The sequence below is a fragment of the Mangrovimonas futianensis genome, from assembly GCF_021245805.1.
In the GTDB taxonomy this organism is placed as follows: domain Bacteria; phylum Bacteroidota; class Bacteroidia; order Flavobacteriales; family Flavobacteriaceae; genus Mangrovimonas; species Mangrovimonas futianensis.
In genome coordinates this window covers 232089-247194 of the sequence record NZ_JAJJNF010000006.1, presented here as the reverse complement: position 1 = coordinate 247194, position 15106 = coordinate 232089, and the positions used below count along the sequence as shown (strand labels likewise).

The window sequence follows — 15106 nt, the reverse complement described above, 5'->3', positions numbered from 1 at the left end:
CCCTAAGCTTTTTACCCGAAAGCTTAAATTATTTAGTTTTGAAATTGGCAGGTCTCCTGACTTGCGTCTTTGTGCATCGCCTTCCCGTCTTTACAGACAGTGACATTTTGAAGTGTTGTACAAAGCTTGATAGCTTACAGTTGCGGGAACAGTCCTGGATTTACACCAGATTCCCTATTAATCCCCTAATGGGAACCAAAATTCGATGCAAAGATACTTATTAACTTTCTATAGCAATACAGAAAACTAATTTTTCTTATTCATTTTGATGAGCAAATAAATTAATCCAACCAAAAAATGCAGTATAATAATTCCCGCTACTAGATATATTGTTACATTTGAACCGTCTCTCATAACTTAAAGTTTAAACAAACTTATGATAAGATCAAGAATTTATCTGTCACTTAGGTTACCTATCCTTTTACTATTTATTTCCATTTTTTGGAGTTGCAAGGAAGACAAGAAAGCAGAAAAAATAGAACCTCTTAAAAATGAAACAGTAGACAGCTTAAGTTTTGCTATAGGGTTTCAAATCAAAAATTATGAGCAATATAAAGTGTTGGAAATATACAATCCGTGGCCCAAGGCTGAGCAGTCCTATAAATATGCCTTAATCCCTGAAGAAAACCTTGCTACCATTACCTTAAACAAGGATGAATATGATGCCATCCTGACCACTCCCATAAAAAAAATAGTGGTTACCTCCACGACCCATATTCCTTCTCTAGAATTATTGGATGAAGTTGAGTCTTTAGTTGGTTTTCCTGGATCTACCTATATTTCATCAATAAATACCAGAAAACGAATTGATGAAGGAATGATTAGAGAATTGGGCAAAAATGAAGGCATCAATACCGAAGTCCTATTGGAGCTAAGGCCTGAAGTGGTTGTAGGATTTGGAATTGATGGCAATAATCGCACATTTGAAACGATAAAAAAATCAGGGATTCCGGTTATTTACAATGGTGATTGGATAGAAACCTCCCCTTTGGCAAAAGCAGAATGGATCAAGTTTTTTGGAGCTTTATATCAAAAGGAAGCCATGGCAGACTCGATTTTTAACAAAATAAAATCGGAGTATTATAAGGCTAAAACCTTAGCATCCAATATTAAAAACAGACCCACTATTTTAAGTGGCGCTTTGGAAAAAGATGTGTGGTACCTACCAAGTGGCACTAGCCCCGAAGCTCAACTTATGAAGGATGCCAATGTGGATTATCTTTGGAGTGAAGTTTCCAGTGCAGGAAGTTTGGCCTTAAGCTTTGAGGCTGTTTTCTCAAAAGCTCAGAATGCAGACATCTGGTTAAGTCCATCATATTACAATTCTATGGAAGCTCTAAAAAATGCCAATGAGCACTACACCCAGTTCAAGGCTTTTCAGAATAATACCATTTACTCCTTTGCCAATACATTGGGACCAACAGGGGGCGTCACCTATTACGAAGAAGGATTTGCCAGACCTGATTTGGTATTAAAGGATATTATAAAAATTTGCCATCCAGATATGTTGATAGATTACCAACCTCATTTTTTTAAAAAATTGAAATAATTTGTCAGATTCAAAGTCATATAAACTTCCTTTTGTACTGCTATCCTTTCTGCTGATAGTCTGTTTTTTGGGAAACATCAGTCTAGGATCTGTTTACATTCCTATACCAGATGTTTTTAAAGGCCTGTTTGGAAGTATTGCTAATGAATCTTGGTCTTATATCATTTTAAATTATAGACTTCCAAAAGCCTTAACTGCCATATTAGTTGGATCTGGACTGGGAATTTCTGGTCTTCTCATGCAAACACTATTTAGAAATCCGTTAGCTGGTCCTTTTGTACTGGGAATCAGTTCAGGAGCAAGTTTGGGAGTTGCTATCATTATCTTGGGAGCAGGAGTCTCTGGAGGTTTCTTAACAGGGATGCTCATCTCAAAGTGGAGTTTGGTTGTTGCGGCAAGTTTGGGGAGTTTTTTGGTTTTATTGGCCGTATTGGCTGTTTCCTCCAAAGTTAGGGATACTATGGCCATACTTATTATCGGGTTGATGTTTGGAAGTATTACCTCTGCGGTTGTAAGTGTCCTTTCCTATTTTAGTTCGGCCCAAAAACTGCAGCAGTATATTTTTTGGGGATTTGGAAGTCTTGGAAATCTATCTTGGAGAGAATTAGCCATTTTCTTTATCATTTACATTTTTGGAATCTTCCTAAGTATTCTGTCCATAAAAGCTTTAAACACACTTCTTTTAGGAGAAAACTACGCCAAGAGTCTAGGACTCAATATGAAAAGAAGTCGATTGATTATCATTCTCGCAACCAGCTTTTTGGCTGGAACTATAACAGCATTTGCCGGACCGATTGCTTTTATCGGATTAGCTATTCCACATTTAACAAGACAGATTTTTACAACAGCAAATCATAAAGTCTTACTTCCTGCCGTTTTTCTTTTTGGTGGAATATTGATGCTTATTTGCGATAGTATTGCCCAACTACCCAATAGTGATTACACCTTACCTATCAATGCCATTACCTCAATTATTGGGGCCCCGGTGGTTATTTGGTTACTAGTAAGAAAACGTAAAATGGTTTTTTAAGTTCTATATTAATGCTATGAAAACCTATCTTGCTACTTTAATATTTTCCATATTTTTGGTTTCGTGTACTAGGAACAGAAGTACAATTGAACTTGAAAATCATTTTAGCAACAGACAGATTAAGGATTTAAATAAGCTAACTAGTTTTTTCACTAAAGAATACCTGAAAAGCAATCCTGAAAATTTTGAAACATCTTTCAAGGATATGTTTAAACTAGTATATTTGAATGGTATTGATACCTTAATTAATCAAATTGATTATCAAAAACAAAAACAACTATATCAAAACATCCCAAAAACTTTTAAAGACATTTGGATGGTTCATTTTGTGAGTAAAGACAACCCTTACGAATTGATGGCTCCAAGAATTCCAAGCAGTTTTTATGCCTACTTTCAAGATCTTAGTTTGAATAATAAATTTGCTAAAGTTTTGTTCCCCCGTTTTGAGTTGAGTGGAGAATTTTATGATTTTTATTTTGCAAACTACGTTGCAAAAAATTTTGAAGCTATAAACTATCAAGACTTCAACAATCAAGTGATAATTTCCTTGTATTATATTTCTCTGGTTGATGATAATTTAAGAGATGAAAATCTCAGAAAGAAAATATTAGAAAGGCAAAGAAAGATTAAAGAACAATTTTTATTGGAATGATTAAGGCTAAAAAAGATATCATTTTAAAGACAGAAAATCTTTCTATTGGATATGAATCCAAAAAGGGGACCAATGTTATTGCTTCCAATATTAATATCTCGTTAGAAAAGGGACAATTGGTTGGATTGGTTGGAGCAAATGGCATTGGAAAATCAACCTTGTTACGAACACTAACTCAGGTACAAAATCCTATAGAAGGACATATTCTATTGAATGGAAAGCATATTGAATCTTTTACCAACCTTCAATTAGCACAAACCTTGAGTCTAGTATTGACTGAAAAAATGGCGTCCAAAAACTTATCGGTTTTTGAATTAATCGCGCTAGGAAGACAACCCTATACCAACTGGATTGGAAGCCTATCTACTCAAGATCTAGACATCATCCATCAAGCCATGGCTTCCACCAACATTGTTTCCTTAAAAGACAAGAAGTGTTATGAATTGAGCGATGGTCAACTTCAAAAGGCCATGATCTCAAGAGCCTTGGCTCAAGATACCGACCTCATCGTTTTGGATGAACCAACTACTCATCTGGACATGTACCACAAGGCGTACATTTTAAAATTACTTCAAAACCTGACCAAGGAAACAGGAAAAACCATTCTATTTTCCTCCCATGAAATTGATTTGGCCATTCAATTATGTGATAAATTAATCGTAATGATCAAAGACAGTGTTTACTCTGATTCCCCTTGCAATTTAATTACGAAAGGAATTTTTGAAAGTCTTTTCCCTGAGGACCTTATTAAATTTGACAACCAAACAGGCAGCTTTAGGGTTAATAAATAAAATTGCTACAGGAATAAAAATTCATTATATTTAAGAGTCTAATAAACAGCTCCTTACCTTCAACACCATGAACTAGTGCTTTTTGATTGGTTATAACTAACAAAACCTAGAATCATGAAAACCAAGTTAGACTTTTTAATCTTTTCCCTTTTTACAATCACATTGTTCATTTTTCCATTGGAAAAAAAGGTATCTGAATTTGATTACTCCAAAAAAGCTGGAATGAATCCCATTAGTTGTACATCAACAAAATTTCTATTGGCCGATGTGGATACAACCAAACAAATTGCTCCTCTTTTCGATAATATTGGCTCCCATAGTTTTAAAGTAAGTACCAAAAATCCATTAGCTCAAAAGTTCTTTGATCAAGGACTAAGACTAACTTATGGATTCAACCATGCAGAAGCTCATAGGTCATTTATGGAAGCGTCTAGATTAGATCCCAATTTAGCCATGGCTTATTGGGGGCAAGCCTATGTTTTAGGGCCTAACATTAATGACCCCGCACCGGATGATGAAAGAAAAAAATCTTACAACGAAGCCATCCAAAAAGCACTGTCTCATTTGGAAGGGACTTCAAAAAAAGAAACCGATTTAATTCAAGCTTTAGCACACAGATATTCTGAGGATTTATCAAGGGAAACCCCCGAATTGAACTTAAGTTATATGGAGGCTATGACAAAAGTGGCTAAAAAATATGACAAGGACCCCGATGTGTTAACCTTATATGCCGCTTCCGTTATGAACACAGTTCCTTGGAATTATTGGGATAAAGATGGAAACCCATCTCCCAATATCCCAGAAGCTAAAAAAGCACTTGAAAAAGCAATAGAAATGGATGTAAATAATCCTGGTGCCCACCATTATTATATTCATATGGTTGAACTTCCCAATCCAGATTTGGCAGTTCCAAGTGCTGAAAAATTGGCTACCCTCATGCCCGCCGCTGGTCATATTGTGCATATGCCTTCACACATTTTCATTAGGGTTGGAAGGTATAAAGATGCTGTTGAGGCTAATCAAAAAGCCATCCTAGCTGATGAGGATTATATATCCCAATGTTATTCTCAAGGCATGTACCCTTTAGGTTATTACCCCCATAACATTCATTTTTTATGGTCTGCTTCCAGTTTATTGGGCGACAGTAAAACCGCTATAGAAGCAGCCAAAAAAACAGCCGAAAAGGTACCTATGGGAGAAATGAAAGACCTTCATTTTTTACAAAACTTTGCTTCTACACCACTTTTGGCCTATACCCGATTTGGCAAATGGAATGACATCCTTACCTATCCCAAGCCCAATGATGATTTGAAACATTTAAAACTTATTTGGCATTATGCACGCGGTATTGCCTTTACCAGAAAAAGCAATTTAAAAGAAGCTCAAGAAGAATTGGATGCCATTAAATTTTACACCACAGATCCTGATATGGAAACCAATATGGCTACAGGATTTGACAATGGTAATACCTTGGCTAGATTAGCCTATGAAATTGTTGCAGGAGAGATGGCTGCAAAAAGAAATGATATTGAAAAAGCTATTTCCCATTTGGAAAAGGCTGTAGATATTGAAGATCATCTTATTTATAACGAACCTTCTGCCTGGCACATTCCTCCAAGACAAAATTTAGGAGCTGTTCTACTTAAGGCTCAAAAATATGCTGAAGCGGAAGCCGTTTACAAAAAAGATTTAGAAAATCTTCGTCAAAACGGATGGTCCTTGATGGGTTTGCATCAAAGTTTGGTTGCTCAAGGAAAGACCAACGAAGCTCAAAAAGTAAAAACCGAGTATGATTTAGCTTGGAAATATGCAGATATCGATGTTCAAAGTTCCATCTATTAAAAAGTTAAATCAGTAGATTGATAGATTTCCTCATTTACTACTTATCATTTATCTTTGAATAAACTCCAAAAAATAAATGAACGAAGTCATTATTGCTATTATTTCCATTCTAATAGGCGGCGGAATTGGAACTTACCTCGGAATTACAATCAGCAAACTAAAATCCAAAGGAGATATTAGTACGCTTGAAGAACGTCAAAATTTACTTCAGCAGAATATCTTAGACCTCAAAGAAACCATTCAACGTATAGAAGAAGACCGTGAATCGATAAGAGCTGAAAAGGATCATCTCAATTCTGAATTGACTAGAAAACAAACAGAATTTGAAAATCTGCAACAAAAAAACCAAGAGCAAAAACAAGAGGTTGAAAAGTTACAAGAGAAATTCACCAAAGAGTTTGAGAATTTAGCCAATAAAATATTGGATGAAAAATCTTCAAAATTCACCAAACAAAATAAAGAACATCTAGAAGTACTTCTTAATCCATTACAAGAAAAAATAAAGGGATTTGAAAAACGAGTTGAGGATACAAACAAGGAAAGTATTGGGCGCCATAGCGAATTAAAGGAGCAAATAAAAACCTTGGCCGAATTAAATCAACAAATGAGCAAGGACGCTGATAATTTGACAAAGGCTCTTAAAGGCGACAGCAAAATGCAAGGGAATTGGGGCGAATTAATTCTAACACGAATTCTTGAAAAATCAGGTCTTGAGAAAGACCGGGAATATACGGTTCAAGATAGCCACAATACAGAAGATGGCAAACGTCTACAAACCGATGTCTTGATTCACCTACCCGATGGCAAGAAAATGATTATTGATAGTAAAGTATCACTAGTTCATTTTGAACGCTTTGTTTCTGAAGAAGATGAAGAGCAAAAACAAGTGCATTTAAAACAACATATAGCTTCCATAAAAAGGCACGTAGAACAGTTAAGCGCCAAAAACTATCAATATTTAATTGAGGAAAGCCCCGATACGGTATTTATGTTCATCCCTATTGAACCTGCTTTTGCCATTGCTTCTGCCCATGAACCCAATTTGTATGAACAAGCATTTGATCGTCAAGTCATCATAGTGACGCCTGCTACCCTTTTGGCTGCATTGCGCTTGGTTGACAACCTATGGCAAAATGATAGACAAAGACAGAACGCTCTGGAAATAGCAACCGAAGCAGGAAACCTCTATGATAGCTTCACTAATTTAACCGATGAATTGATTAAGGTTGGTAAGCAAATAGGTACAGTGCAAACTTCGTATGAAGGTGCCATGAAAAAATTAACTGGAAGAGGAAATTTGATTAGGCGTGTAGAAAAATTGAAAAAATTAGGAGCCAAGGCCAGTAAAAATTTAAACGAAAACTTACTAAAAAGAGCCGAAGAAGACGATGAGTAAACACGATTTTAAGACAGTAGATTCCTCAAAAATTTCCATTTCTGAGCTGATGCAACCATCTCATTCCAATTTTGGAGGAAAAATTCATGGTGGATACATTTTAAATTTAATGGACCAAATTGCATTTGCTTGCGCCTCCAAGCATTCTGAAACTTATTGTGTAACTGCTTCCGTAGATACTGTAGATTTCTTAAATCCGATTGAAATAGGTGAATTGGTGACCATGAAAGCTTCTTTAAATTTTGTTGGGAAGACTTCTATGGTTGTAGGAATTAGGGTAGAGTCTGAAAATATTAGAACTGGGGAGGTGAAACATTGCAACTCCTCCTACTTTACCATGGTAGCTAAAGATGATCACGGCAACACCATAAAGGTTCCAGGACTCATATTGAATGATGAAAATGAAATCAAAAGATTCTTAAAAGCCATAAAAAGAAAAGAAACGAAAAAACATCGTACTGAAGAATTTAACAGCGAATCTTTCTCTTTAAACAATTACTTAGATCATCTTAAAGGCTATAATATTAAGATCGATTTGAAGGGCTAAACTCCCGAACCACATTCCTAAATAAAGGAATATATTTGATTATTCCATAAAAAAGGAATATATTTGATTATTCCACAAAAAAGGAATGTAGGATGATTGGAGTCATAACAGGAGATATCGTCAATTCAACCAAACTGCAAGACCCTAGTATTTGGTTATCCCCCCTGCGAGCTGCTTTACAGCAAATAACTTTGAATGAGGCTACCTGGGAAGTTTATAGAGGAGATAGTTTTCAACTCGAAATCAAGGATTATTTCCAATGCTTTGAGCATGCTGTTTATATAAAGGCATGCATCAAGTCTATTAAGGATTTAGATGTAAGATTGTCTATTGGCATAGGAGAAAAGTCATTTGAAGGTCAAACCGTAACGGAATCTAATGGTGAAGCATTTCAATTTTCAGGCGAAACATTAGAAACTCTTAAACGTGATAAATTAAACCTAAAAATCAAGACCTCAGATTTAGAATTGGATCAAGAACTCAACTTATACTTTAAATTGATTTCATTGACGATGGATCATTGGACACCCAATTCTGCGGAAATTGTCAAACTCTATTTGGAAAACAAGAATAAAATTCAAAAAGAACTAGCAGAAATCATTGGCATTAGCCAAGATGCCGTAAGCAAACGCATGAAACGCGCCAATTTGGAAGAAGTTTTAGAAATCGATCAAATGTATCGGAAAAAAATAAGTAAATTAAACTCATGATTCTGTTAATAAAACTACTGTTAGCTCATATCATAGGTGATTTTATTTTACAGCCTAAAAAATGGGTAAAAGACAAAGAGAAACATAAGCTCAAATCCAGATATTTATATCTTCATATTGCCATTCATCTTATACTTTTATTCCTTATTACCTGGGATTTAACTCTTTGGCTTTTGTTACTCTCCATCGCATTCTCTCATGGCATCATTGATGCCTTAAAACTCTCTTTTCAAAAGAAAAAGAACAAAAGGAAATGGTTCTTCATGGATCAGCTTCTTCATATAGCAGTTATAGTTGTTGGATTTATAATAGTTAAACCTGAAATTTTAAAAAGTTCCCTACTCACAGAAGTTATTGGTAGTTCTTCACTTTTAATTTTAACTTGTTTAATATTCCTTACACAACCTGTTTCCATAATCATGCAGGTTATTTTCAGCAAATGGGACATTCCCAAATTGACCAAAGGCAATGAATCTTTACAAGATGCTGGAAAATACATTGGTATTTTAGAACGGCTTTTGGTTTTTGTATTTATTATTACTGACCATTGGGAGGCTGTAGGTTTTTTGATTACCGCCAAATCGGTATTTAGGTTTGGTGATCTCAAAGAAAGTAAGGAAAGGAAACTTACGGAGTATATTTTAATAGGCACTCTTATTAGTTTTGGGATTGCCATCTTAATTGGCCTCTTTTTCAAATTTATGTTGCCTTTTGTGCTTTCATAACTAACATATGTTTTGAAATGAATCTTTTTACCTACATAAAAAAGGGACTGCTTTGCCTTACTCTGCTTTCAGTTTCACTTCTGTATTCCCAGAACCCCAACCAAAAAAAAGATTCCATAATCACTACGGATACCATCAAAGTAAAAAAGGACAACCTTATTGAATTTGTAGAGGAAAAGAAGGACGACAATAAATTCAATAAACTTTTATACAAGTATTTAGTTAGAAATCCAGAAACTCAAAAAGACAAAGAAACAGTGAAAATGATGTTAGATCACCAATCTTCAATCAAAAGCATGGAGGGCAAATACATCAGAAAAATTCATATCATAAGCCAAGATCCATTTGGGCATTCTATAAGAGATACGACTGTACAACCACAGAAGTTTTTGGAAAAAGCAGGAAATGCTCTCCATGTAAAAACCAAGGAATTTGTCCTTAAAAATTACATGCTTCAAAAAGAAGGAGATGCCATAGATTCACTAAAAATAGTGGAATCTGAGCGTCTTATGAGAAGCCAAAGATTCATAAGGCGAGTTAGAATTGACCTGCAACCAATTGAAACCTCACCAGACAGTGTTGATGTGTATATATATTCTTTAGATTCTTGGAGTTTAATTCCAAGTGGTTCTTATTCAAATTCTAAAGTAGAGGTTCGGTTAAGGGAGCGAAATTTTATGGGGTGGGGACATGAATTTGATAATCGATATGAACAAAATTTTGACAATAACAGGAATACGTTTCAAACTAGATATCGCATTTATAACATCCAAAGAAGCTTTGTAAGTTTCAATCTTGAGTATTACATCAATGAATATGATCATTATGATAAAAGCATTTCGTTGGAAAGAAATTTCTTTTCCCCATTAGCTCGTTGGGCTGGAGGTGTTTATATTGGACAAAAAACTTACCAAGACTCTATTCCAAATGATCTAGAAATTCCATCCCAAAGATTCAAGTACAACCTTCAAGACTATTGGGGAGCAGTAGCGTTTGATTTATTTAAGAACCTAACTCCATTTGATCCCCGATTAAATAAGTTTATTGTTTCATCAAGATATTATAATAATCAATACTTAGATAGCCCGGGTCCTGAATTAGATCCATTAAATTACTATAGCGATGAAAAATTTTGGCTCATGGGAGTTGGGTTTTCACAGCGGTCCTTTGTGCAGGATAGATTTATTAAAAACTATGATATTATTGAAGATGTTCCTATCGGGGCATCTTATGGGATTACAACTGGCGTTCAAAATAAAAATAACAGAAACCGCATGTATTTGGGTGGCCGGATTGCAGCAGGTAATTACTTTTCATTTGGCTATCTGGGAACAGACCTGCAATATGGTGGATTTCTAAGTAATGGTAAAAGTGAACAAACAGCCTTGTCTATTAAAGCTCATTACTACACCAAACTGATGAGCTGGTCTGATTGGAAATTCAGACATTTTATATGGTCTGACCTAATACTTGGAAACAACCGATTAGATGCTTACGGTGATAAAATAGGTCTAGATGGCAATAGCCCGGTAGGTATTGAGGGGTTTTATAGTTTAGAAGTGAGAGGAACCAAAAAATGGCTTACCAATATTCAAATACAGTCCTATTCTCCCTATTCTTTTTTAGGCTTTAGATTATCTCCATTTTTGAATGCCTCCTTTGGACTTATAAATGGGGATGATAAAAAATTATTTAACGGAAAAGGGTTTGCTAAAGTTGGATTAGGTATCCTATTTACAAATGATTATTTGATATTTAGTAATTTCCATTTGTCATTAGCTTGGTACAATCAAATTCCTGGAACAGGAAACAATCGCTTCAAGATGAATTCAATTGACAATCAGGAATTCCAATATATAGACTACGAGTTTGGTAAGCCCAAACTCGTAGATTATAATTGATTTATTTTAGAATACTTACTTCTTATTTGCTCAAGTACATTTTTCTTCTAGCGTAAAGGTTGTAGAATTCATCATCCTTTAAACTATCAATAAATAAGATACTTTCACCTGTACTCTTCATTTCTGGTCCTAATTTCTTATTAACCTTAGGGAACTTGTTGAAAGAGAATACGGGCTGTTTTATCGCATATCCTTCTAAGTGTGGCTTGAAATCAAAATCAGTTACTTTTTTCTCTCCAAGCATTACTTTGGTTGCAAAGTTTACGTAAGGCTCTCCATATGCCTTTGCAATAAATGGCACTGTTCTAGATGCTCTAGGATTAGCTTCTATTATATAAACCATATCATCCTTAATAGCAAACTGAATATTAATCAACCCTACTGTATTCAACGCCAAGGCAATTTTCTTTGTATGATCTTTAATTTGTTGTAAAACCAGATCTCCTAAGTTGAATGGAGGAAGCGTTGCATTACTATCCCCTGAATGTATTCCACATGGCTCAATATGCTCCATGATACCTATTATATATACATTTTCACCATCACAAATGGCATCAGCCTCAGCCTCAATAGCACCATCCAAGTAGTGATCTAAAAGCAGTTTATTATTAGGAATACTTCTCAATAAATCAACGACATGCTCTTCCAATTCCTTTTTATTGATGACAATTTTCATTCCTTGCCCTCCTAATACATAAGAAGGACGAACCAAAATTGGGAAATCCAATTTATCAGCTACTTTTAAGGCTTCTTCAGCAGTTTCCGCCGTGTCAAATTCTGGATAAGGAATGTTATTTTCTTTCAGTAACGTTGAGAAGCTTCCTCTATCTTCAGCCAAATCTAATGATTGATAACTGGTTCCAATAATTTTCACACCATAACGATCCAGTTTTTCAGCCAATTTGAGAGCTGTTTGACCTCCTAATTGAACAATAACACCTTCTGGTTTTTCGTGCTTAATAATATCATAAATATGCTCCCAGAAAACGGGCTCAAAGTATAATTTATCGGCGGTATCAAAATCTGTAGAAACCGTCTCTGGATTACAGTTGATCATAATGGTTTCATAACCACACTCAGCTGCGGCTAACACCCCATGAACACAACAGTAATCAAACTCGATACCTTGACCAATTCTGTTCGGCCCAGAACCTAATACAATGATTTTCTTCTTATCAGTAACAACACTTTCATTTTCTGTAAAAACATTGCCATCTTTAGTTTTTACCTCATTTTCAAAGGTAGAGTAGTAATATGGTGTCTGCGCTTGAAACTCTGCAGCACAAGTATCAACTAACTTGTAAACCCTATTAATTCCTAGTTCCTCACGCTTCTTGTAGACTTCGCTTTCTAAACAATTCAGCATATGTGCAATCTGACGGTCACCATAGCCTTTTTGTTTTGCCTCTAAAAGTAAATCCTTGTCTAAAGTTTCAATAGTATATTGCGAAATTTCCTTTTCTAGGAAATATAATTCCTCATATTGCTTCAAGAACCACATGTCTATTTTAGTGATTTCATGAATTCTACTCAATGGTATACCCATTTGAATAGCATCATAAATCACAAAGACGCGATCCCAACTAGCATGGGTTAATTTACTGATGATTTGATCATAATTTTTATACCCCTTACCATCGGCTCCCAAACCATTTCTCTTAATTTCTAATGATTGTGTGGCCTTATGAAGTGCTTCTTGGAAGGATCTTCCAATTCCCATCACTTCTCCCACAGATTTCATTTGAAGACCAAGAGTTCTGTCACTACCTTCAAACTTATCGAAGTTCCATCTAGGAATTTTAACGATAACATAATCTAATGTAGGCTCAAATAAAGCAGAGGTCGATTGTGTAATTTGATTGTTTAACTCATCTAGAGTATAACCCAAAGCCAACTTAGATGCTATCTTAGCAATTGGATAACCTGTAGCTTTACTGGCTAAAGCAGATGAACGAGAAACCCGAGGATTAATTTCAATAGCAATAATTTCTTCATTCTCATCTGGGCTTACTGCAAACTGAACGTTACATCCTCCTGCAAAATCACCGATACTACGCATCATAAGGATGGCCATATCACGCATTTTTTGGAAGGTCTTGTCAGACAATGTCATAGCAGGTGCAACTGTAATTGAGTCACCTGTATGGATTCCCATAGGATCCATATTTTCTATGGTACAAATAATAACAACATTGTCATTTTTATCACGAAGTAGCTCTAACTCATACTCTTTCCAGCCCATCATGGCCTTATCTATCATAACTTCGTGGATGGGGGAAATTTCCAGTCCTCTGGTTAATGATTCATCAAACTCTTCTTCATTATAGACAATAGAAGCCCCTGCTCCACCGAGGGTAAAAGATGCTCTAATACACAACGGGAATCCAAATTCCTGTGCTATTTCTTTACCTTTTAAAAATGAAGTCGCAGTTGCTTGAGGTGCCATACCAACACCTATTTCCAACATCAATTCACGGAATTTCTCACGGTCTTCTGTAATGTTGATAGCATCGATATCAACACCAATGATTTTTACTCCAAAATCCTTCCAAATACCCTTTTCGTCTGCTTCAATACATAAATTCAAAGCGGTCTGCCCACCCATTGTAGGTAAAACAGCATCAATCTGAGGGTGATCCTTTAATATTTGAACTATGGATTTGGTAGTCAATGGCAACAAATAAACATGATCAGCCATTGATGGGTCTGTCATGATGGTTGCTGGGTTTGAATTAATAAGAATGGTTTCAATTCCGTCCTCTCTCAAAGATCTCAAGGCTTGACTTCCAGAATAATCAAATTCACAAGCTTGACCAATAATGATGGGACCTGAACCAATAATTAAAATTGACTTGATACTTGAATCTTTAGGCATCTTTTATAATGAAGTTTATTTGTTTTTGCAAAAATAGTGAATGAATACGAGACATAAAAAAAGGCGCTACTCTTAGTAACACCTTTTTTATATTAACCATTGTTAATCATTTATCTCTTATGTCTTGATTCAGAAGATACAGTTAATTTCTTTCTACCCTTGGCTCTTCTACGAGCAAGTACTTTTCTACCATTGGCTGAAGCCATACGCTCTCTAAAGCCATGTTTATTTCTCCTCTTTCTCTTTGATGGTTGAAACGTTCTTTTCATTTCCTTGTATCTTTATTATCTGAATAATTCCTAATTAACTATCAAAACCTTTGGGGTATCCAAAAGTGCGTGCAAATATACAAAGGCTTTTTTATTTAGCAAACCTTATTTAAAAAATATTTTAATTTTAATATTTGCTTGTTTGCAAACAAAATTTGAAAAACCCATTTTTGAGGTGTGATTTCAAATTTAAACATATTAAATTTGCAGCAAAATTAATTATTTAAAGATCATTCATAGCAGTTTATGTTCAATAAAATATTCAAACTCGTTATTGCAGTCCTAGTATTAGCTTATGCCGTTTATCAATTCATTGAAGGAAATATTGGTAATGGCATCATGTTCATCTTATTAGCTGGGATTTTTATTTTCCTCTATTTTAAGAATGAAATGATTCTTTTAGCATTTTTAAGATTGCGAAAACAAGACTTTGAAGGTGCCAAAAAATGGTTAGACAAAATAAAGAACCCAGAGGGCGCTTTAGTTAAAAAGCAGCAAGGATACTACAATTATCTTCATGGAATTATGGTTTCTCAAAGCAATATGAATGATGCTGAAAAATACTTTAAGAAAGCCATCTCACTAGGTCTCGCAATGGATCATGATTTGGCTATGGCTAAATTAAATTTGGCGGGTATTGCTTTTGCTAAAAGAAGAAAAACAGAAGCTCAAGCTCTTTTGAATGAAGCTCAAAAGCTAGACAAGCACAACATGTTGAATGAACAAATCAAAATGATGAAGGAAAACATGAAACGTGCCCAAATGCCTAATCAACATTTTGGAGGACATAGACAACAACGCCCAGGGAAACGTCGGTAA

Annotated in this window: 13 protein-coding genes and 1 riboswitch; of the genes, 11 read left to right on the top strand and 2 right to left on the bottom strand. The window is 35.1% G+C overall.

Annotated elements, in window-relative coordinates:
- Window positions 1–29: 29 nt before the first annotated feature.
- Window positions 30–215, bottom strand: a riboswitch (cobalamin riboswitch).
- A 161-nt stretch (window positions 216–376) separates the two neighbouring features.
- The 10 genes from LOK78_RS11950 (at window position 377) to LOK78_RS11905 (ending at window position 11143) form a co-directional block, all read left to right on the top strand.
- Complete coding sequence (locus LOK78_RS11950; RefSeq protein WP_232635060.1) at window positions 377–1549, top strand: ABC transporter substrate-binding protein; 1173 nt, start codon at window positions 377–379, stop codon at window positions 1547–1549.
- A gap of 1 nt (window position 1550) precedes the next feature.
- Window positions 1551–2579 carry a FecCD family ABC transporter permease gene (locus LOK78_RS11945; protein ID WP_232635059.1) on the top strand — a complete coding sequence of 343 codons (1029 nt, stop codon included), beginning with the start codon at window positions 1551–1553 and terminating at the stop codon, window positions 2577–2579.
- 16 nt (window positions 2580–2595) lie between these two features.
- Entirely contained in the window at window positions 2596–3231 is a 636-nt protein-coding gene (locus tag LOK78_RS11940) for a hypothetical protein (protein WP_232635058.1), read from the top strand.
- Window positions 3228–4022, top strand: coding sequence for an ABC transporter ATP-binding protein (locus LOK78_RS11935; protein ID WP_232635057.1), 795 nt, complete (start codon window positions 3228–3230; stop codon window positions 4020–4022). The genes LOK78_RS11940 and LOK78_RS11935 overlap by 4 nt, the downstream gene beginning before the upstream one ends.
- A gap of 114 nt (window positions 4023–4136) precedes the next feature.
- Window positions 4137–5864 (top strand): tetratricopeptide repeat protein, encoded by a 1728-nt coding sequence (locus LOK78_RS11930; protein WP_232635056.1) that lies wholly within the window; start codon window positions 4137–4139, stop codon window positions 5862–5864.
- Window positions 5865–5940: 76 nt separating this feature from the next.
- Window positions 5941–7260 carry a DNA recombination protein RmuC gene (locus tag LOK78_RS11925; protein WP_232635055.1) on the top strand — a complete coding sequence of 440 codons (1320 nt, stop codon included), beginning with the start codon at window positions 5941–5943 and terminating at the stop codon, window positions 7258–7260.
- Window positions 7253–7807, top strand: a complete 555-nt coding sequence (locus LOK78_RS11920; RefSeq protein ID WP_166960619.1) for an acyl-CoA thioesterase — start codon at window positions 7253–7255, stop codon at window positions 7805–7807. The genes LOK78_RS11925 and LOK78_RS11920 overlap by 8 nt, the downstream gene beginning before the upstream one ends.
- A gap of 92 nt (window positions 7808–7899) precedes the next feature.
- Window positions 7900–8517, top strand: coding sequence for a SatD family protein (locus LOK78_RS11915; RefSeq protein ID WP_232635054.1), 618 nt, complete (start codon window positions 7900–7902; stop codon window positions 8515–8517).
- Window positions 8514–9242, top strand: a complete 729-nt coding sequence (locus tag LOK78_RS11910; RefSeq protein WP_232635053.1) for a DUF3307 domain-containing protein — start codon at window positions 8514–8516, stop codon at window positions 9240–9242. Before LOK78_RS11915 ends, LOK78_RS11910 begins: the two co-directional genes overlap by 4 nt.
- A 17-nt stretch (window positions 9243–9259) precedes the next feature.
- Window positions 9260–11143 carry a BamA/TamA family outer membrane protein gene (locus tag LOK78_RS11905; RefSeq protein ID WP_232635052.1) on the top strand — a complete coding sequence of 628 codons (1884 nt, stop codon included), beginning with the start codon at window positions 9260–9262 and terminating at the stop codon, window positions 11141–11143.
- Between the two features lie 22 nt (window positions 11144–11165).
- Here LOK78_RS11905 and carB read toward each other — a convergent pair whose 3' ends face one another.
- Window positions 11166–14018 carry a carbamoyl-phosphate synthase large subunit gene (gene carB / locus LOK78_RS11900; protein WP_053971796.1) on the bottom strand — a complete coding sequence of 951 codons (2853 nt, stop codon included), beginning with the start codon at window positions 14016–14018 and terminating at the stop codon, window positions 11166–11168.
- A 110-nt stretch (window positions 14019–14128) separates the two neighbouring features.
- Entirely contained in the window at window positions 14129–14287 is a 159-nt protein-coding gene (gene rpmH, locus LOK78_RS11895; protein ID WP_082316571.1) for a 50S ribosomal protein L34, read from the bottom strand.
- 246 nt (window positions 14288–14533) lie between these two features.
- Here rpmH and LOK78_RS11890 point away from each other — a divergent pair, with 246 nt between their 5' ends.
- Complete coding sequence (locus tag LOK78_RS11890; protein ID WP_053971795.1) at window positions 14534–15106, top strand: hypothetical protein; 573 nt, start codon at window positions 14534–14536, stop codon at window positions 15104–15106.